The following is an 18,744-nucleotide window of genomic DNA, read 5'->3' on the forward strand; positions in this document are numbered from 1 at the left end:
TCTTTCATGCCCCATGCTATAATAATGTTAATAACAGAAAGGAGCGGCCCTCGATGAAAACATTTAAGATTGCCGGATTTTTCCTATCCGAACCCGACTATTCGCGGGAAATCGAATTAATAGACGGATTGATTATTAACCGCGAAAATGAGCAACGCTCGTGGCTGATTGAATTATATGTCGATTATCAGTATGAAGATCTGTTCAAGGCATGCCAAAGGCAAGGGGAGGAAATAAATGTTCAATTGCTGATTTCCCATCGCGACAATGATCCCGCCACCTTCACCGCGAAAATGAGAGAAATGAATAAGCTCGACCGCGGCATCAATGTGCTGCTTGAGGGCAGACTGCAAAAAATGCGCAACCTCTACGCCAAGCAAGTACTGGAAAGACTCGTCAGCAAAGGATTAGAAGGAGATGCCTTGATTGATGCCTTCCATACCCAGCTTACACGCAGACGTAATATCCCGTCTCCCAAAAAAGAATGATGGTTTCCGGCCATCAAAAAAAGCCGCTTCCGCTGCGGAAGGGCTTTTCTTAGTGGATGACGCTTGAAGCCAGATCGTCCTGGCCAGTTTCGAGCTTATATTGAAGCTTTTGAATGATATATTTAATGTCCTGTTTCCGGTAATTGCGGGCCGGAAGTTCCTCTTCATAGGCTTGATAATAAAGCAGAGCCGCTAAAGTCAATTCGAATTCATCAGCCGGCTCCAATTGCTCTACTTTTTTTTTAACTGTTCGCTTAAATAGTCGATGTAAAACTTCGCTTCTGTTTTGCAGGAGTAATCATAATCCGTTCCCAGTTGTTTCTGCAGCCGGTCCAATGTCTCGATTTGTTCAGACGTAGGAGCTTCCGAGAAGATCTTCTCGATAACCTCGTTAATTTTAACCGCTAATTCCTGATGAAATTCAGGGCTGGATTTAATTTCATCGCTGACTTTGCTGTACCATGATGAATTGTTTGTAATATATAATCTCCATTCATTCATAAAGTCTTCAAAATTATAGGATGTCTCATCCCATAAGATTTTGGCCATATATTGATCAAACGCTGTACTAATGGAACGTGTGATACTTATTTTAATACCGGGAGATAAGTCGCTTAACATTTACAATAAGTACCTCCTATAATGTCCTAGCTGAACTTAGATAAAATCATAACATCTTATACTTTAACATATTTGCTAGGAGGTTGACAAAGATTTTTCAGGAAACTGAAAAACTGCACCTTCCATTAGCAGGCGCGTTGCCAACAATGGAAGATGCAGTTTCATGCTGCTCATTTTTACTCATCTTTATTATCTTGATCTTGCATATCCGTCTGATCCTCGATTGGATCTTCGGTCGGGGTGTTTTCATCCTTGATGACATCGCCATCGCCGTTGCGGTTTTTATCTTCTGATTTTGGAAGATGCTCATCATTCATCTCTTCATTGACATCCTCTTTCACTTTGTTCCCCGTATCCTCTACGTTTTCTTCTCCTTCTTCTACAGGGTTTTCATTGCCGTTATTATTGTCGTTGTTGTCATTGTCATTATCCGTCGCACATCCAGCCAGCAACATGGCTGCTAATAATGAACCTCCCGCAAGCTTCAATAATTTCTTCTTCATTGTTAACAAACTCCTTTCTTATTTCCGGACTGTTAACAGCTTGCCCATTTTTTCAATAAATAACCGGCCAAATGAAAAAAATGCTTCATAAAAAGAGTGCGGACTAAATCGTTCTAGACTTAATCCGCACTCTAGGCTTGTTCCTCTTATTTCAAAGCGAAGGTAATTTCAGCTTCACAGGCCAGCTCCCCGTCCACTGTGGCTGACGCCTTGCCTTTGCCGATCGCCCCGCGAAAACGAATCATTTCCACCTCTAGCCGAAGCTGATCGCCCGGCCGGATTTGGCGCTTAAAGCGGCACTTATCCACGCCGGCCAGAAAGCCGAGCTTGCCGCGGTTTTCTTCCTTTATCAGCATGGCAACCGCCCCGACTTGGGCGAGCGCTTCAATGATCAATACACCGGGCATGACCGGATAATCCGGAAAATGGCCGTTAAAGAATTCTTCATTGCCTGTGACATTTTTAATACCGACCGCTCTTTTTCCTTCTTCCACTTCCAAAATCCGATCTACGAGCAGAAACGGATAGCGATGCGGAATGATCTCTTTAATTTGCTGAATATCCAGCATTCTGCTTCCTCCTTTATTTCAAACTGTTGTACAGCACTTCGGCTAGATGGATCCACGTTTTCGGGTTGAAAACCTCCAGTGGATGGCCGTTTCCTATCAGACTGTAGCCAACAAGAGCGCCAGCTGTTGCAATCACCCAAAGAAAAAATGAACCGACAACAAAACGGCCCATCGGCGTCAGTCTTGTCATTTTTTTCGTTCGCTTTTTTGCCAAATTGTCCAACCCTCTCTAGCGCATGCCATTAATAAGTCCTAGCATTTGGTCAGACAGCGAAATGGAACGGGATTGAAACTGGTAGGCGCGTTGGACATTCATCATTTCGACCATCTCTTTACTCATATCAACATTGGATGCTTCCAATGCATGCTGCAAAAGAGCGATGTCTCCGCGATTGGCTCCCGTCAGATTCTGCAGAATTTGCTCTTCCGGCACAGCCGGATTATCCGGAAGCGTAAGCAGATTAGAACCTGCTTGCTCTAAAAATTGCGGTTTATTAATCGTGACGACGCCAAGATTAAAGGTTTGACCGCCCGCGCGCAGAACGCCGCCATCCAACAGCTGAATGTCCCCGGCGTCAGGATTGAATGTGATCGTTTGATTGTTTTCGTCCAGCACCGGGCGGCCTTCATTCGTGACAAGCATGACTTGGCCGGCATTTATCGGCGAAAGAGAAAAAGCCCCATCGCGAGTGTAGTGAACCTTTCCCCGGCCATTTTCTTGAACGAGCACTTTAAAATACTGCTTTTCATTAGAAAAGGCAAAGTCCAGCTTTCGCCCTGTCTGCTGCATGCTGCCCAGTGCTCCCACGAGCTGCGACTGAGCGAGCTTTGCTCCTGTCCCCATGCGAATGCCTGCAGGCGTGAGCCGTCCGGCGTCATTTCGTCTCATGTTCTGGATGTTTTGATTCATCAATTCGGTAAAGTTTGCTTCTCGGCGCTTAAATCCATTCGTTCCAACATTGCTGATATTGTTGCTGAGTATATCAAGCTTATGCTGCAGTTGACTTAACGTATTAACAGATGCAATCATCGTACGATTCATGTATGATTTCCTCCTGAGGAGCTTAGTTCACTCGGCCAATTTCATTAGCCGCCTTTTCCATGCTGCGGTCATAGGCAGTTAACACCTTTTGGTTCGCTTCAAAAGAGCGGTAAGCCGATAGCATATCCGTCATCGTGCGGCCAGCATCGGCGTTCGACCGTTCTAAAAACCCTTGCTGCAATCGAAATTGAATGTTTCCTTGGGCATAAGCACTAGGGAGCTCGCCGTTTTCCAGACGATACAGCCCATCCCCTTCCTTAATCAGCAGGTTAGGATTTTCTGCATACCCAATGCCAATTTGGCCAGCCGGCTGTCCATCTTGCAAAATCTGCCCGTTTTCATCAATGGCGACATCACCGGAATTCAGCTGAATCCGATTGCCTTGCGCATTCAGCACATAAAGGCCGCTCGCCGTCGTCAAATACCCGTCAGCATCCAGCGTAAAATTCCCGTTGCGCGTATAACGCTCCTGACCGTCCTGGCCTTGTATTCTATAAAAAGTCATCGCCGTTTGTCCAGTCTCTTCGTTCATAGGCATATCGACATCCACCAGAGCCACATCCGTCTTCAAGCCGGTTTCCCGCAAATCTCCCTGCACAAAATTCGGCATAGTCTCCTGCATGTACACGCCCGTATTCAAGGCCCCTACCTGCGAATGAAACGGAAGATTCAGCTTTTTTTTCACTGGAATCGACGTCTGATCCATCCGCTGCAAAAGCATCTCCGGAAACGCCCGCAAAGACGACCGATCCGCTTTATACCCGGGCGTATTCGCATTCGACATATTATTCGTCAGCATCTCCGTGCGGCGCTGCTGAGCAATCATCCCCGAAGCCGCCGTATAAAAACCACGAAACATACCCTCACCTCAATCAAATAAAGTCTTTGGCATACATTATACCATTACACCAGCCTCTCCATTAACCATTAAAACAAAAAGAAAGAAAAAAAGATAAGCGGAAGCTGCTGCCTAGACTTTGCAGGCATAAGACGGACCTCCGAAGTGGCGCTCTTTGCCACACAGGCGGGCCGGCTTATGACCGAGAGTCTGGCCGTTGCAGCTGGATCTCGAAATGCGGAAGGCGCTCGTCCAGCGGCGACAAGCACAAGATCAGCTGACTGCAAGGTTGTTCTTGAACCTTGAAGACAGATGAGCTTGTGACCTCGAGCCGCTAGCGCCTGCAGCTGGACAAAAGAAATGCGGAGCCGACTGCCTTGGGACGACAAGCAGATGAACGGCAGACGAAATGGCGTTCTTTTGCCATGCAGTCTGACGGGCATCTGACCTCGAGCCCCAAGGAGGCGAAGCTGGATCTCGAAAAGCGGAAGGGCCTCATCCAGCACCGACCGGCACAAAAAAAATAAAAGCGGGATGGATTGGCCCACCCCGCTTTTCATCAGATTAATTTTTTCTTTGAAAGTTTGTCCATATTTTCCAACATGACGCCTGTTCCGATCGCTACGCAATCCATTGGATTGTCAGCGACTAGTACGGGAACCTTCAGCTCTTCGGCCAATAGTTGGTCAATGCCATGAAGGAGGGCGCCGCCGCCTGTTAATATAACGCCACGGTCAATAATGTCGGCGGATAATTCAGGAGGTGTTTTCTCCAATACATCCTTGGCCGCTTGAACGATCAAAGCGACCGATTCTCTAAGCGCTCCTTCAATTTCGGCGGAGTGGACCGTTAAAATACGCGGAAGGCCGGTGACCATATCGCGGCCGCGAATTTCCATTTCTTCATTGCGGCCGTTTGGATAGACCGTCGCAATATTGACTTTAATGTTTTCAGCGGTGCGCTCTCCGATTAACAGCTTGTACTCTTTCTTAATGTAGTTAAGAATTTCCGTGTCAAAGTTGTCGCCCGCTACCTTAATGGAGGTCGCCGTAACAATCGATCCCATGGACAGCACTGCCACATCGGTTGTGCCGCCGCCAATGTCGACAACCATATTTCCGCTCGGCTGGTAAATATCCATGCCGGCGCCGACCGCTGCTACTTTTGGCTCTTCTTCTAAGTAAACCATTTTGCCGCCGCTTTTTTCTGCGGCTTCGCGAATTGCTTTTTGTTCAACGCTTGTAATATTCGTCGGGCAGCAAATTAAAATCCGCGGCTTAGACATCAGGCCTTTTACATTCAGCTTATCAATAAAATGTTTCAGCATCGATTCCGTAATATCGAAATCCGCAATCACTCCATCCCGCAGCGGACGGATCGCAATGATATTGCCTGGCGTTCTTCCGACCATGCGGTGAGCTTCTCCGCCTACCGCCAGCACCTTGTTGGTGTTTTTATCAATGGCTACGACGGAAGGCTCATTTAAAACAATCCCTTGACCCTTAACATGAATTAACACGTTCGCGGTTCCTAAATCAATTCCAATATCTTTTGACATCACTAGGGCAACCCCCTTATTTTCCTCTATTTTTTATCACGCTTCTCTATGTCAATTGTCACATGATTCAGGTGTTAGTTCCCAATTTTTTATTCTAGCACATTTTCATCAAAAAGAAGACTGTTTCCGCCATAAATTTTCTTATTTATTGAAATAAAGGAATGCAATGCAAAAAATCCGCCTGGAGAGGCAGACTCCTCCTCCTCTTCTAGCGGATACTTGGCTTCCTTCTGCTTATTATTGCGGCAATGCTTCTTCCTTCGAGTATTTCTTCTTGGTGGCTTCTCCTCCGCGCAAGTGCCGGATGGATTTGTGATAATCCAAAATGGTTTTCACACGCTGAGCAAGCTCTGGATTAATCTCCGGCAGCCGTTCTGTCAAATCCTTATGAACAGTGCTTTTCGATACGCCAAACTCCTTTGCGATGACTCTCACTGTTTTCTTCGTCTCCACGATATACTCTCCGATCTTGATCGTCCTCTCCTTGATGTAATCGTGCACACCGCTCGCCTCCCTATTTGGATGTGAGACATGTGAAATGAGACTCGCTTTCGCTTTGCTGGCACTTTCTATTTTTCGGCAACTAGTCTGCTCTTATTGCTGACAGATGTTTTTTCGTCTAACGACTCCTCACCTCAAACAATCCCTTTTACTTCAGGTATTGTTACTACTATATTGAAGTTATTGTGAAATTATGAATGAGAACTGAATTCGACCGGAAAATAACAATGTTCGACTGAAACAGGCGAATAGCCGGCCGCATCTGCAGAACCACACAAAGAAAGCAGCTCATTCAGAGCCGCTTTCTGTTTCGGATGATTCTTGACCAGTGGCCGCCTCTTTAATCGCTGATACAGGCTTGCCGAAGAAGTCTTCCGGATTTAACGCCATTTGATCCTTGCGCACTTCGAAGTGCACATGGATGCCTGCTTTTTCGTTGTACAGGCTTTGGCCGGCCTTCGCCAAAACATCCCCTTGGGAGACCGTGTCGCCTTCTGCTACTTTAATATCCTTCACAGATTGGTAATGTGTCACGATGCCATTGTCATGCTCAATTTCAATCACATTACCAAGCAAGGAATCTTCCTGCACCTTGGAAACCTTTCCGCCGAGTGCGGCAGTTACTTCGAAGGTTTTGTTATCCTTCGTGCCGAAATCAATTCCTGTGTTGGGCTGATAAGTGTTGTTATATACAACTAGAGATGCTTCCTGTTCCTTTTCGGATGCACTTTCATCATAGAAGCCCGTTTTCACAACGGCTTCATCTGCGTTTTTCATCGGCTTGGCCATTTGCTCCACAGATGAATTGACTTCCTCCGCCGGCTGATTAAACTGTCCTTCCTCGATTGCCTGTTCCTTCGTATCAGATACTTGTTCGTCGCCTCCGCCAGCCATCTGATACCAAACAATTCCTGAAATTAATAGTGCGGCACTCATTAGATAGACGGCTGGGAATACCCAGCGTTTCTTCAATAGCTCTTTCATTTTTTGGGGGGCTTTTTTCTTTTCTCCCTCTCTCATGTTCATCACCTCAGCAACCAGTGTGAACAGATTCAAGAAAAACTATACCTTTATTGGAAAATTTTTTATTATTCCTCCAAAAGTAAAATTCATTCCACAAAAATGAAATCAGCTGCCGCTCCATCATGGTAAAATAAGTGATATCAGATTAGAAAAAGGAGTCCTTATAAATGAAGATTTTCGTGAAAGGCCTGTCCACTATCGCGCCATTTGTGTATATGGCAGCTGTTTGGATTCTTTCTGGCTTGCCTGATGATACCATTATGCGGCTTAAGCAAAATGAAACGGATCGTTTCGTAAAGGAATCGCTGCATTTAGTGGAGTTTGCCATCCTGTATGTCTTGATCATCATCGCTTTGTTAGCGAACGGCCGTTTTTCCAGAGGGGCTCATCTGGCGGCTGCACTAGTCGCCAGCTTTTATGGACTTGTTGATGAAATACATCAGCACTTTGTTCCCTATCGTTCCGCTACAGTCATAGATGCGGTGAAAGATGTAACGGGAGTGCTTATATGCTTTTGGCTGGTGGAAACCGCTTGCTTCAAGCGGACAGGCAGCCAGCTGGCCCGGCGGATGGATCGCTTCAGCCGCTGGATTCAATCCTGAAGCCCCTCAAACGGCGAGCTTATTTCTTAGCAGCTCCCGCTTCATTGACATAACGGGAGGCTTTCTCAACGTCAGTCTGCTGGTAGTAATGCTTAATAATCTCCAGGTGAGTCTTGCCCGCCTTCGCCATGCCGTTTGCGCCGTACTGGCTCATTCCAACGCCATGTCCGTAGCCCTTTGTAGAGATCACGACTTCCTCTCCTTTTAACACCCAGCTGAAATCGGAGGAGGGCAGACCCAGTTTTTCGCGGACTTCCCGGCCGGTGAATTCTTTAGAACCAATCTTAATTTTGGCAATGCGCTTGCCCGGCGTCCGCGCGGTAATCGTCCCCGCTTCTTGGTCGCTGCCGATGGACACACCCAGCTTTTGCTCGAATTCTCTGATGGGCATGACTTTCTTGGAGAGGTATTTTGGAGAGCGCTCATCCCACGGGCTGCTGACGCTCTTTAAATAAGGAAGCGGTGCATTCCAATAATCCTCGGAGTTCTCGGTGTAGCCATTGCTAGTCGAGAAGAAAGAAGCGGTAATCGGCGAGTTGTTGTACGTGATGATCTGGCCCTTCGTGTCTTGAACTGCCTCCGTGATCTTCTTCCACTTCCAATCGTAATCCTTCCCCCAAATCCTCTGAAGCTCTTTCTTCGTTCTAAATACTTGGTGATTGACTGTATCTGTCACATGCGCCTGGCCTCCATTGGCGCGCTTGCCATTCATCATGTGCTTGACGATAAATGTGCGCGCGGTCAACGCCTGAGCCTTGAGCGCTTCTTTTTCAAATTCAGCCGGCATTTCAGCCGCAACAACCCCCGCGACATACTGCTCCAGCGGAAACGTTTCTGTTTGCTGACTGGCTGAACGGAACACAGCCACAGCCGGCTCTTTCGCGGTGGGCGCCGATCTGGGCTTTTTGACTTCTTTGACAGCCACTTCTTTTTCTCCTTGTGCAAAAGAAGTAACAAGCAGGGAAGGAACGATGATAGCTGTGATCAGTAAAGCGGCAAAAGCGAACGAGAGGTAATGGTGTTTTTTCATAAATCTGTATGCCCCCATCTGTCAGATTGAGCACCGCTTGTATGCTCAATTCTATACATATGAGTGATTTGCTTGGCACATTCCGATTATTTCACCGCTCCCTTCTTTGGCAGAATGACAAAATATGCGTATTTTCTGGTATAAAAAAACGGATATTTCCGTATACTAGATCATAAGCGCGGCCAGCTGTATCCAGCATGCAAAAAGCCCGCTTATCAACATGATAAGCAGGCTTCGCTGATTTATGCTTTAATATCGGAGATCACTTTTTGAGCTGGCTCTGACACTTCCGGCTCTTCTTGCACGCGCACGATGTCGGCGCCAAGTGCAGCCAGCTTTCCGTGGAAATCAACGTAACCGCGGTCTAGATGCTTTAATTGAGTGACTCGCGTGTAGCCGTCTCCAATAAGGCCAGCTAGAATCAGAGCGGCCGCTGCGCGCAGATCTGTGGCGGCTACTTCCGCTCCTTGAACGTCGGTCGGTCCGTTAATAATGACCGAGCGGCCTTCGATTTTAATATTCGCATTCATTCGTCTGAACTCTTCCACATGCATAAAACGGTTTTCAAATACCGTCTCCGTAATCATGCTCGTTCCTTCCGCCTTTAATGCTAACGCCATCATTTGCGACTGCATATCGGTCGGAAATCCCGGATGAGGCATGGTTTTCACATCAACGGCCCTCAGCTTTTCTGGGCCGATCACTCGAAGACCTGTTTCTTCTTCAATGATCTCCACACCCATTTCCTTCAGCTTTGCTATTAATGAAGACATATGCTCCGGCACGGCTCCCTGGACGAGAACATTCCCTCCCGTAATGGCCGCAGCCGCCATAAAAGTTCCCGCTTCAATCCGGTCAGGAATAATCGCATGGTCGGCTCCTTGAAGCTCTCTTACGCCTTCAATACGGATCGTTTCCGTGCCGGCGCCAACTACTTTACCGCCCATTTTATTCAATAAATTAGCTAAGTCAACAATCTCCGGTTCTTTTGCACAATTTTCAAGCACAGTCGTACCTTCGGCTAGTACGGCAGCCATCATGATATTTTCTGTAGCTCCTACACTTGGAAAATCCAAATAGATTTTTGCGCCTTTTAAACGGGTATTCACTTCCGCTTCAATGAAACCATTTTCCATGCGCACAACGGCTCCCATTGCTTCAAAGCCTTTCAAATGCTGATCAATCGGCCGCGAACCGATGGCACAGCCGCCGGGCAAAGCAACTCTGGCCTTTCCAGTGCGAGCTAATAATGAACCCATAACCAGTACAGACGCTCTCATTTTGCGGACATATTCAAACGGTGCTTCCACAAATAATTCATCTGAAGCATCCACCGTTACTGTATTTTCATCGAAGACTACTTGACAATTTAAATGGCGTAGAACTTCATTGATTGTATATACATCAGAGAGAGTCGGCACATCCCGAATCACACTCTTGCCTTTGCTAGCTAACAATGTTGCGGCGAGTACAGGCAGAACTGAGTTTTTAGCACCTTCTACTTTAACAGTTCCACTTAATTTTTGTCCGCCGCGGACGATAATTTTATCCAAGGTTTTCCCCTCCGCGTCCAATTTATATATTAATATTCAACCGTGATGATTGGTGTGCCTATCACAAAGTTTGTCTCGGCACCCAACCCTTTTTTTCTTAAGCCAATTTGTAGATTCATCTGATGCGATGGCAACGGAAGGCTTTCATTGAAAAGCTTTGAATAGGCTGATACAGAATAGAATCCTTTTTCAGTCACTGCTTCCAATTCCTTCGCTTCCAAGCCTGTTACTAATGCCCGCAATTGATTCGGCAAAACTTCTTCAATTTTACCATCAAAGCTTCCTTTTAAACAAGTGAAAACACGAGGATTTTTGTGGAAAATTTCCAACATTATTTCTTCTAGCTGCTGTTTGATAAAGGTTCGTATTTGCTTTTCATCGGCAGAAGTCACCGTGTACTGAAGAATGTATGTGTCATCAGCTGCATCTGTTGAAAGCAGCTGAAACTTCTGGCGCAGCTTTTGTTCTTCCTGCTTCGCTGTCAGCCATTCCATCTCATTCCCTTTGCTGAACGTCCATCCGGATAAATAGCTTTGCAGTTTGGCGGCGGCTGCTTCAGACTCTTCTGCCGTTAAATGCTCGCGGATATGTATCGACCACTCTTCGATATGTCCATTTTCTTTCTGTACAGCATCCGTCAATACTAGCAAACTATCTATCTGTGAACCTGCAGTCGTGTTATTCCCATATATCATCGCTATGAAACAAATGAATAGTATGCACATCCATTTTTTTGTCTGCTTCATTCTTCTCATCTCCTTATCTGCCAGTATGGCCTGGAGAAGAGAAGACATACAAAAAATGAATCGACAAATTCCTTGTTCCATCGCTCTTCAGTATTTGTTCACTTATTCACGTAAGGCGGCATTTTACATACAGGAGCTAAAAAAACTCTCTAAAAAAATAATATACAAAATAGGAAAAAATTCAAGTGTGAAAGAAGAACTATCTTTCTTTACTGAAAAATCAGCGGCAATTGGCGGGACCATAAGAAGTAATCTAGGAAGAAATTGCTGACCGTTGCACCGATCGCAATGGATAATAAGATAAATAAAAGACGGGCTTGAACGACGCGGTTCGCTTTGATGAATTGTTCATAACGAAGCGCTTGCAGCGCCCAAAAAGACAAGCCAATAAACAAAAGATGGGACAGAATACTTACTAACGCTTCTTGACCGAAACCTGAGATCATTCACAGCACCTCCCGTTAATATTAAATGGAAGAAAAACCTCCCGCTTCCGGAAGGTTTTTCTTTGGTTACATTCTGCCTTCATAGACGTTAATACGGTTAATTGCCCGTTTCAATGCTAATTCAGCACGATGGTTATCTACTGATTCTTGCTTGTTGCTTAGCCGGCGTTCAGCACGCGCTTTCGCTTCTTTTGCCCGGGCAATATCTATATTTTCCGCTGTTTCAGCAGCTTGTGCTAATATCGTCACTTGGTCTGGACGAACTTCTAAAAAGCCGCCGCTGATCGCAACCAACTCAGGTTCGCCAGCGCCTTTTGTTAAACGAACAGCGCCAACTTGCAAAGGAGCGACCATCGGAATATGCCCTGGTAATATGCCTATGTCACCGCTCTTGGCTTTGGCACTTACCATTTCCACATCCGATTCGTATACTGGGCCGTCAGGAGTGACGATACTGACTTTAACTGTCTTCATTACTTAACCCCCTGGTCCCTTATTTATGCCTCTACACCCATTTCTTTAGCTTTAGCAACGACTTCTTCGATGCTGCCCACAAGACGGAAAGCATCTTCTGGAAGATCATCGTATTTGCCTTCAAGAATTTCTTTAAATCCGCGGACTGTTTCTTTTACCGGCACGTAAGAACCTGGCTGTCCGGTGAACTGTTCAGCCACATGGAAGTTTTGAGACAAGAAGAACTGGATACGGCGAGCGCGGTGTACAATCAGCTTGTCATCTTCTGAAAGCTCATCCATACCGAGGATCGCGATGATATCCTGAAGTTCTTTATAACGCTGCAGTGTTTGCTGCACTTGACGGGCAATACTGTAATGCTCTTCCCCAACAATTTCCGGTGAAAGGGCACGTGAAGTGGAAGCCAATGGATCCACCGCAGGGTAAATACCCATTTCAGAAAGCTTACGTTCAAGGTTGGTTGTCGCATCCAAGTGAGCGAATGTTGTAGCCGGAGCCGGATCCGTATAGTCATCGGCCGGTACGTAGATCGCTTGGATTGATGTGATCGAACCAACGTTAGTGGACGTAATCCGTTCCTGGAGCTGTCCCATTTCCGTTGCAAGAGTCGGCTGGTAACCAACGGCTGAAGGCATGCGTCCTAATAGGGCCGATACCTCAGAGCCCGCTTGCGTGAAACGGAAGATGTTGTCAATGAACAATAATACGTCCTGGCCTTGCTCATCACGGAAGTACTCCGCCATTGTCAATCCTGTAAGAGCGACACGCATACGCGCACCAGGAGGCTCATTCATTTGTCCGAATACCATGGCTGTTTTACTAATAACGCCGGAGTCGCTCATTTCGTAGTAAAGGTCGTTTCCTTCACGAGTACGCTCTCCAACACCGGCGAATACAGAGATACCGCCATGCTCTTGAGCGATGTTGTTGATTAGCTCCTGAATTAATACGGTTTTTCCTACACCGGCTCCTCCGAAGAGACCGATCTTACCGCCCTTGATGTATGGAGCAAGCAAGTCAACAACTTTAATTCCTGTCTCAAGAATTTCAACCTCTGTGGAAAGTTGTTCGAAGCTGGGAGCCTGACGGTGAATAGCGTCACGGCGCGCTTCAGCAGGAATTTCTTCGTTTAAGTCAATGGTATCACCCAATACGTTAAATACACGTCCAAGAGTGACATCGCCGACTGGAACAGAGATCGGGCGACCCATGTCCACTACTTCTGTGTTACGTTGCAGTCCATCGGTTGATGCCATCGCAACCGTACGTACTGAATCATCACCTAAATGAACCGCTACTTCCAAAGTTAATTCGGAAGCTTGTTTATCCGCTTGTGCAGGAATCTGCACTTTTAACGCGTTATAGATTTCAGGCAGTTGACCACTTTCGAACTTAACGTCAACAACTGGACCCATAACTTGAAGAACGCGTCCTTTGTTCATCTCTTTCCCTCCTCTAGCTTTTCACTTTGCAAAGTGCCATATAAGAAGGGACCGCAGCCTGTATCATCCAGCTGCAGCCAGCCTTCCGATTTCCTCTACTATTCTAAAGCCGCAACGCCGCCGACGATCTCTGTAATTTCCTGAGTGATCGCTGCTTGACGTGCGCGGTTGTATGAAAGTGTTAAAGAGCTGATAAGCTCTTTTGCATTGTCTGTTGCTGTTCTCATTGCTGACATCCGGGCAGCATGCTCACTTGCTTTACCGTCAAGCAAAGCACCGTAAATCAGGCTTTCCGCATATTGAGGAAGCAATACTTCCAAAATTTCCTCAGCAGATGGTTCAAATTCATAAGATGTTAATTTATTTGAAGCTGCAATATCCGTTAAAGGCAGCACTTTCTTCTCTGTGACATCTTGCTGAATGGCGCTGACGAAATGGTTGTAATACATATAAAGCTCGTCGTAGGCACCATTGGCAAACATATCAACTGATTTTTTGACAATCGCTTTAATATCAGAGAAAGCAGGCTGATCTGGAAGTCCGACAATTTCCAATGCCACATTCATTCCGCGATGAATGAAGAAATCACGGCCCTTGCGTCCGAAGGCAATGATGACATATTCATCCGGTGATTTATGGCGCTCTTGAATCACGTTATACACGCGGCGAAGAATGCTGCTGTCGTAAGCTCCCGCCAAACCGCGGTCAGAGGTAATAACCAAATACCCGGTTTTCTTCACTGGGCGGGAGATAAGCATCGGATGTGTGACATCTTGGCTTCCAAGAGAAATGGATGCGACCACTTCCTGAATTTTATCCATGTAAGGAAGAAATTTATTAGCATTGTTTTCAGCGCGGTTTAGTTTGGAAGCGGAGACCATTTCCATCGCTTTTGTAATTTGGCTCGTCTTTTTCGTTGAGTTGATCCGAGTCTTTATATCGCGTAACGATACCACTGATTCTCACCACCCTTTTTATGTTAGAAATAGGAGAATGAAAGGGGGATGATTCACCAACAATCAAGCCCCTCTTTCAAGATTCCGGTTCATTATTCAGATTTCGCAAACGTCTTTTTGAACTCGTTGATCGCTGCTTTCATATCTTCATCAGGAGCAAGCTCTTTCGTTGTGCGAATATGCTCTAACACATGTGTGTGGTTGTGATCTAACCAGCTTAATAGCTCGTTTTCAAAACGGCGGATATCCTCTACTGGGATGTCATCCAATAGACCGCGAGTTAAGGCATAAAGGATCACGACTTGTTTTTCAACCTTGAGCGGTTTGTTCAAGTCTTGCTTTAATACTTCAACGGTACGGGCTCCGCGGTTCAGCTTCGCTTGTGTCGCTTTGTCAAGATCCGAACCGAATTGGGCGAAAGCTTCCAGTTCGCGATAAGCGGCTAAGTCCAAACGAAGGGTACCGGCAACCTTCTTCATCGCTTTGATCTGAGCGGACCCACCTACACGGGATACAGAAAGACCGGCGTTGATCGCAGGGCGCACGCCTGAGAAGAATAGGTCTGACTGCAAGAAGATTTGTCCGTCGGTGATTGAGATAACGTTCGTTGGGATGTAAGCAGAGATATCGCCTGCCTGCGTTTCAACGAACGGAAGAGCCGTGATCGAACCTGCGCCTAATGAATCATTTAATTTTGCTGCGCGCTCTAACAAACGGGAATGCAAGTAGAAAACGTCACCAGGATAAGCTTCACGGCCTGGAGGACGGCGTAATAATAGGGAAAGTTCACGGTAAGCAGCCGCTTGTTTAGATAAATCATCGTATACAATCAGCACGTGCTTGCCGTTGAACATGAATTCCTCAGCCATTGAAACCCCTGCATAAGGCGCAAGGAATAGCATTGGCGCCGGCTGAGATGCCGAAGCCGTTACGACGATCGTGTAATCGAGCGCACCGTGTTTGCGAAGCGTTTCCACCGCGTTCCGCACGGTTGATTCCTTCTGTCCGATAGCGACATAGATACAGATCATATCCTGATCCCTTTGGTTAAGAATCGTGTCGATCGCGATAGACGTTTTACCTGTTTGGCGGTCACCGATGATCAGTTCACGCTGGCCGCGTCCGATAGGCACAAGCGCGTCAATCGCTTTAATACCTGTTTGCAGCGGTTCATGAACAGATTTACGGTCCATTACACCTGTTGCCGGACTTTCGATCGGACGTGTTTTGGTTGTGTTAATCGGGCCAAGACCGTCTACTGGCTGTCCAAGAGAGTTCACAACTCGTCCAATTAATTCTTCGCCAACAGGAACTTCCATGATGCGTCCTGTGCGACGAACCTCGTCCCCTTCACGGATATCTGTGTAAGGTCCAAGAATAACGATACCTACGTTGTTTTCTTCCAGGTTTTGTGCCAGTCCCATGACACCGTTTGAGAATTCAAGAAGTTCTCCAGCCATGACGTTGTCGAGGCCATGAGCACGAGCAATACCGTCACCAATTTGGATAACTGTACCAACATCGCTTACTTTCATATCTGACTGGAAGTTCTCAATCTGCTTTTTAATCAGCGCACTGATTTCTTCAGCTTTGATGCTCATGAATTTCACCCCTCATATATTAGTGGTTAATGAGAAATTAATCGTTGCCGTTAATTTGCTCACTTCTTTTAGTATAATTACGTATTGTGTTTGTTGCGTTTTGCTTTCTTATCAGCTAACTGTTAGTTGCTTTTGCAAACGATCTAGCTTTCCGCGGAGGCTGCCATCAAATATCCGGTTGCCGATGCGCACTTTCAGCCCTCCGAGTAAACCGGTATCGACAACGTTTGTGATCTTTAATGACTGCTTACCAACTTTTTTAGCGAATTGAGCAGAGATGGTGGCTTCTTCCGCTTCCGTTAATGGACGAACGGATATTACGGTTGCTTCCGCCACGCCGCGCGCTTCATTGGCTAACTCTATGTAAGCATCGGCTACTTCCGCAATTTCCCCCTCGCGATGACGCTCGGTTAAAAGCATCAGCGTATTGAGTGTGTAAGGAGAAATTTGAGCAAAGGCCGATTGCAGAAGAGCTTTCTTTTGGCCGATCGTCAATTTAGGTGATTCGAGCAATGGAAGAAGGTCTTCATTGTCAGCCAATACATACTTGACTGCCCGAAGCTCTTCTTCAATTGCTTCGACTTGATTTTGTTCTTTGGCAACTTCGAAAAGAGCTAGCGCATAGCGTTTGGCCACTGCGGAATTACTCATCGCTCTTCCCCTGCCTCTTTAATATACTCATTAATTAACTTGTCTTGATCAGATGCATCCAATTCCTTTTCAATCACTTTAGACGCGATTAAAACAGATAAGGAAGCAACCTGCTCGCGAAGTGCCGCCATCGCTTGTTCCTTCTGCTGCTCGATTTCCATCTTTGCAGATTCCTTCAATCGATCAGCTTCCGCACGAGCGGCAGCAATAATTTCATTCTTCTGATCATCGCCGACTTTCTTAGCGTTCTCAATGATGGATTGCGCTTCTTGGCGAGACGCTTTCAGCTCGGCGCGAGTTTCTTCCAATAATTTATTAGCTTCCACTCGGCTCTTTTCAGCCGCTTCAATTTCTGAAGCAATATGCTCTTCACGCTGACGCATGACTCCCATAAGCGGGCCCCAGGCCAACTTTTTGAGCAACAATAGTAAAAGAATAAACATAGCTAATTGGAACAGGATATCCCCGCTGTTAAAGCCAGGACCAGCTCCAAGTACAAATGTGTTCGCTAACACGCTCACTTCACTCCCTTCAAGAGTATCCGCCCCTCCCCTTTCGGAGGGATCAAGTTGTCATTGTATCTGTCAAACATAAAGGAATGGCGAAGGTTCGCTTGGAATGATCTTCGCCATCTGATATAACGCTTCATCTTCAGCGCTTGCGCTGATATTGCTTGAATTATCGACCTAAAACCATGAATGCAATAACTACAGCGATGATTGGAAGCGCCTCAACTAGTGCTACCCCGATAAACATTGTAGTTTGAAGCATACCGCGCGCTTCTGGCTGGCGGGCGATCCCCTCAACTGTACGAGATACGATCAAGCCGTTACCAATACCTGCACCAAGTGCTCCTAGACCAATCGCGATTGCTGCTGCTAATAGACCAATTGAACCTGTCATTGTAAAAATTTCCTCCTTTTAATGTATCAATAAATTTAAAATTTGTTTGTTCATAAAATGAACCGGGTATATTTTAATGGTCGTGACTCACTTTATGAGCCATGTACACCATTGTTAACATTGTGAAAATAAATGCCTGGATGGCACCAACAAATATAGAGAATCCCTGCCAAGCAAGCGTTGGTATGATGGCGGCAATAGTTCCTCCCCATCCGGTAGCCAGGCTTCCCGCCAGCAATCCTAGCAGAATCTCACCGGCAAAGATGTTACCGTAAAGCCGGAGGCCAAGTGTGAGTGTGTTGGCAAACTCTTCAATGATTTTTAATGGAAACAAAAATCCCATCGGGCGGAAGAAATCCTTTGTGTACTCTCCGATTCCCCTCATCTTCACACCATAATAATGGGTTAAGCCCACTACCATCACGGCGAGTGTTAATGTAATAGTTGGATCCGCCGTTGGTGATTTCCACCACAATTCGTCATTGTAGACGACTGAAAATGGAAGACCCAGCATATTGGACACAAAGATGTATAGGAACAAGGTCAAGGCGAGTACATGAAAGCGGCCGCCTGTTTTCCAGTCCATGTTGCTTTGAATGATCCCCTTTACAAAGTCCATGATCCATTCAAAAAAGTTTTGCAGCCCAGTAGGCTTCATCGCCAATTTTCTTGTTGAGATCACGGCAATTAAAAGAACAATGGCACTAGCCACTGTGATCATCAGCATATTGGCTAAGTTAAACGTTAATGAAAAGCCATCAAATACTTCCCATGTCAACGTTGGATTTTTGTGTTGCAACTGTATTCACCTCTCTTCACCGGTTATTCTGTTTTATTAAAAGTTGAATAAAAAAATCTATCATAATGACAAAGTAGGATGTCATTAATCCCAAAACGGTATAAATGATATGGAATTGTTCTGGATAACGAAGGGCAATCACAGCAGCTAACCCTGCTGAAGCCATTCTCGATAAGGTGCCAAGCGACGGAACTTTTTGGCCGTTCTCTAGCGCCCAGTTAAATCGGCGCATGCGATTGACCATTAGCCAATAGCTAAAAAAGCTGATGCTTGTCCCAAGGGTGAGGCCTGCAAATTCAGGCTTATAGGGCGTAATCCCCCAGCAGAATACGAAAATGGAGAGCAGGTACATTATGTACTTTCGGTGCCGTGTAAATGTGTGCTGGAGTTCTGGCATA

The 18,744-nt window shown here is 46.1% G+C and carries 25 protein-coding genes; 2 read left to right on the plus strand and 23 right to left on the minus strand.

The annotated features are described in order from the left end of the window. Positions 1-53: 53 nt before the first annotated feature. A complete protein-coding gene (locus CEF20_RS13590) occupies positions 54-488 on the plus strand; it encodes a YwpF family protein (protein ID WP_157796290.1) in 435 nt (144 codons plus the stop codon). A gap of 49 nt (positions 489-537) precedes the next feature. On the opposite strand, the gene CEF20_RS16715 is transcribed toward CEF20_RS13590, so the two are convergent. From CEF20_RS16715 to CEF20_RS13640, 10 genes are all read right to left on the minus strand, one after another. Further along, entirely contained in the window at positions 538-714 is a 177-nt protein-coding gene (locus CEF20_RS16715) for a hypothetical protein (RefSeq protein ID WP_157796291.1), read from the minus strand. Positions 715-719: 5 nt separating this feature from the next. Then, positions 720-1,109, minus strand: a complete 390-nt coding sequence (locus tag CEF20_RS13595) for a hypothetical protein (protein WP_100332454.1) — start codon at positions 1,107-1,109, stop codon at positions 720-722. A 176-nt stretch (positions 1,110-1,285) separates the two neighbouring features. Further along, positions 1,286-1,612: a hypothetical protein gene (locus CEF20_RS13600; RefSeq protein WP_100332455.1), complete on the minus strand. Its 327-nt coding sequence runs from the start codon at positions 1,610-1,612 to the stop codon at positions 1,286-1,288. 146 nt (positions 1,613-1,758) lie between these two features. Then, the gene (gene fabZ, locus CEF20_RS13605; RefSeq protein ID WP_100332456.1) at positions 1,759-2,181 is read right to left on the minus strand and encodes a 3-hydroxyacyl-ACP dehydratase FabZ; all 423 of its coding nucleotides are present in this window, start codon (positions 2,179-2,181) and stop codon (positions 1,759-1,761) included. 13 nt (positions 2,182-2,194) lie between these two features. Continuing rightward, positions 2,195-2,395: a DNA-directed RNA polymerase subunit beta gene (locus CEF20_RS13610; protein ID WP_232713534.1), complete on the minus strand. Its 201-nt coding sequence runs from the start codon at positions 2,393-2,395 to the stop codon at positions 2,195-2,197. A 15-nt stretch (positions 2,396-2,410) separates the two neighbouring features. Then, positions 2,411-3,223: a flagellar hook-basal body protein gene (locus CEF20_RS13615; RefSeq protein ID WP_100332457.1), complete on the minus strand. Its 813-nt coding sequence runs from the start codon at positions 3,221-3,223 to the stop codon at positions 2,411-2,413. A gap of 22 nt (positions 3,224-3,245) precedes the next feature. Further along, positions 3,246-4,082, minus strand: a complete 837-nt coding sequence (locus tag CEF20_RS13620) for a flagellar hook-basal body protein (RefSeq protein ID WP_100332458.1) — start codon at positions 4,080-4,082, stop codon at positions 3,246-3,248. A 538-nt stretch (positions 4,083-4,620) separates the two neighbouring features. Beyond that, complete coding sequence (gene mreB, locus CEF20_RS13630) at positions 4,621-5,622, minus strand: rod shape-determining protein (protein ID WP_100332460.1); 1,002 nt, start codon at positions 5,620-5,622, stop codon at positions 4,621-4,623. 234 nt (positions 5,623-5,856) lie between these two features. Then, positions 5,857-6,120: a sporulation transcriptional regulator SpoIIID gene (gene spoIIID / locus CEF20_RS13635; protein WP_157796292.1), complete on the minus strand. Its 264-nt coding sequence runs from the start codon at positions 6,118-6,120 to the stop codon at positions 5,857-5,859. Positions 6,121-6,408: 288 nt separating this feature from the next. Beyond that, a complete protein-coding gene (locus CEF20_RS13640; RefSeq protein ID WP_100332461.1) occupies positions 6,409-7,140 on the minus strand; it encodes a stage II sporulation protein SpoIIQ in 732 nt (243 codons plus the stop codon). Between the two features lie 170 nt (positions 7,141-7,310). Between CEF20_RS13640 and CEF20_RS13645 the strand changes: the two genes are divergently transcribed. Then, positions 7,311-7,745 carry a VanZ family protein gene (locus CEF20_RS13645; RefSeq protein WP_100332462.1) on the plus strand — a complete coding sequence of 145 codons (435 nt, stop codon included), beginning with the start codon at positions 7,311-7,313 and terminating at the stop codon, positions 7,743-7,745. 19 nt (positions 7,746-7,764) lie between these two features. On the opposite strand, the gene spoIID is transcribed toward CEF20_RS13645, so the two are convergent. The 13 genes from spoIID to CEF20_RS13710 form a co-directional block, all read right to left on the minus strand. Continuing rightward, positions 7,765-8,775 (minus strand): stage II sporulation protein D, encoded by a 1,011-nt coding sequence (gene spoIID, locus CEF20_RS13650; protein ID WP_100332463.1) that lies wholly within the window; start codon positions 8,773-8,775, stop codon positions 7,765-7,767. Positions 8,776-9,017: 242 nt separating this feature from the next. Continuing rightward, the gene (murA, locus tag CEF20_RS13655) at positions 9,018-10,328 is read right to left on the minus strand and encodes a UDP-N-acetylglucosamine 1-carboxyvinyltransferase (RefSeq protein WP_100332464.1); all 1,311 of its coding nucleotides are present in this window, start codon (positions 10,326-10,328) and stop codon (positions 9,018-9,020) included. A gap of 29 nt (positions 10,329-10,357) precedes the next feature. Continuing rightward, a complete protein-coding gene (locus CEF20_RS13660) occupies positions 10,358-11,074 on the minus strand; it encodes a YwmB family TATA-box binding protein (protein ID WP_157796293.1) in 717 nt (238 codons plus the stop codon). A gap of 209 nt (positions 11,075-11,283) precedes the next feature. Continuing rightward, positions 11,284-11,520, minus strand: a complete 237-nt coding sequence (locus tag CEF20_RS13665; protein WP_100332466.1) for a DUF1146 family protein — start codon at positions 11,518-11,520, stop codon at positions 11,284-11,286. Between the two features lie 66 nt (positions 11,521-11,586). Continuing rightward, complete coding sequence (locus CEF20_RS13670) at positions 11,587-11,994, minus strand: F0F1 ATP synthase subunit epsilon (RefSeq protein WP_100332467.1); 408 nt, start codon at positions 11,992-11,994, stop codon at positions 11,587-11,589. A 23-nt stretch (positions 11,995-12,017) separates the two neighbouring features. Beyond that, on the minus strand, positions 12,018-13,436 hold the full coding sequence (gene atpD, locus CEF20_RS13675; RefSeq protein WP_100332468.1) for a F0F1 ATP synthase subunit beta: 1,419 nt from the start codon (positions 13,434-13,436) through the stop codon (positions 12,018-12,020). A 98-nt stretch (positions 13,437-13,534) separates the two neighbouring features. Next, positions 13,535-14,392: a F0F1 ATP synthase subunit gamma gene (locus tag CEF20_RS13680; protein WP_100332469.1), complete on the minus strand. Its 858-nt coding sequence runs from the start codon at positions 14,390-14,392 to the stop codon at positions 13,535-13,537. Positions 14,393-14,484: 92 nt separating this feature from the next. Beyond that, positions 14,485-15,993, minus strand: a complete 1,509-nt coding sequence (gene atpA / locus CEF20_RS13685) for a F0F1 ATP synthase subunit alpha (RefSeq protein ID WP_100332470.1) — start codon at positions 15,991-15,993, stop codon at positions 14,485-14,487. Between the two features lie 111 nt (positions 15,994-16,104). Continuing rightward, positions 16,105-16,644: a F0F1 ATP synthase subunit delta gene (locus tag CEF20_RS13690; protein ID WP_100332471.1), complete on the minus strand. Its 540-nt coding sequence runs from the start codon at positions 16,642-16,644 to the stop codon at positions 16,105-16,107. After that, a complete protein-coding gene (locus tag CEF20_RS13695) occupies positions 16,641-17,159 on the minus strand; it encodes a F0F1 ATP synthase subunit B (protein ID WP_100332472.1) in 519 nt (172 codons plus the stop codon). Before CEF20_RS13695 ends, CEF20_RS13690 begins: the two co-directional genes overlap by 4 nt. A gap of 163 nt (positions 17,160-17,322) precedes the next feature. Beyond that, complete coding sequence (gene atpE / locus CEF20_RS13700; protein ID WP_198508554.1) at positions 17,323-17,535, minus strand: F0F1 ATP synthase subunit C; 213 nt, start codon at positions 17,533-17,535, stop codon at positions 17,323-17,325. Between the two features lie 85 nt (positions 17,536-17,620). Then, positions 17,621-18,346 (minus strand): F0F1 ATP synthase subunit A, encoded by a 726-nt coding sequence (gene atpB / locus CEF20_RS13705; RefSeq protein ID WP_198508536.1) that lies wholly within the window; start codon positions 18,344-18,346, stop codon positions 17,621-17,623. A gap of 16 nt (positions 18,347-18,362) precedes the next feature. Next, positions 18,363-18,743: an ATP synthase subunit I gene (locus tag CEF20_RS13710; RefSeq protein ID WP_100332474.1), complete on the minus strand. Its 381-nt coding sequence runs from the start codon at positions 18,741-18,743 to the stop codon at positions 18,363-18,365. Position 18,744 lies beyond the last annotated feature (1 nt).

Origin of the sequence: Bacillus xiapuensis (genome assembly GCF_002797355.1) — a bacterium.
Classification (GTDB): domain Bacteria; phylum Bacillota; class Bacilli; order Bacillales; family Domibacillaceae; genus Bacillus_CE; species Bacillus_CE xiapuensis.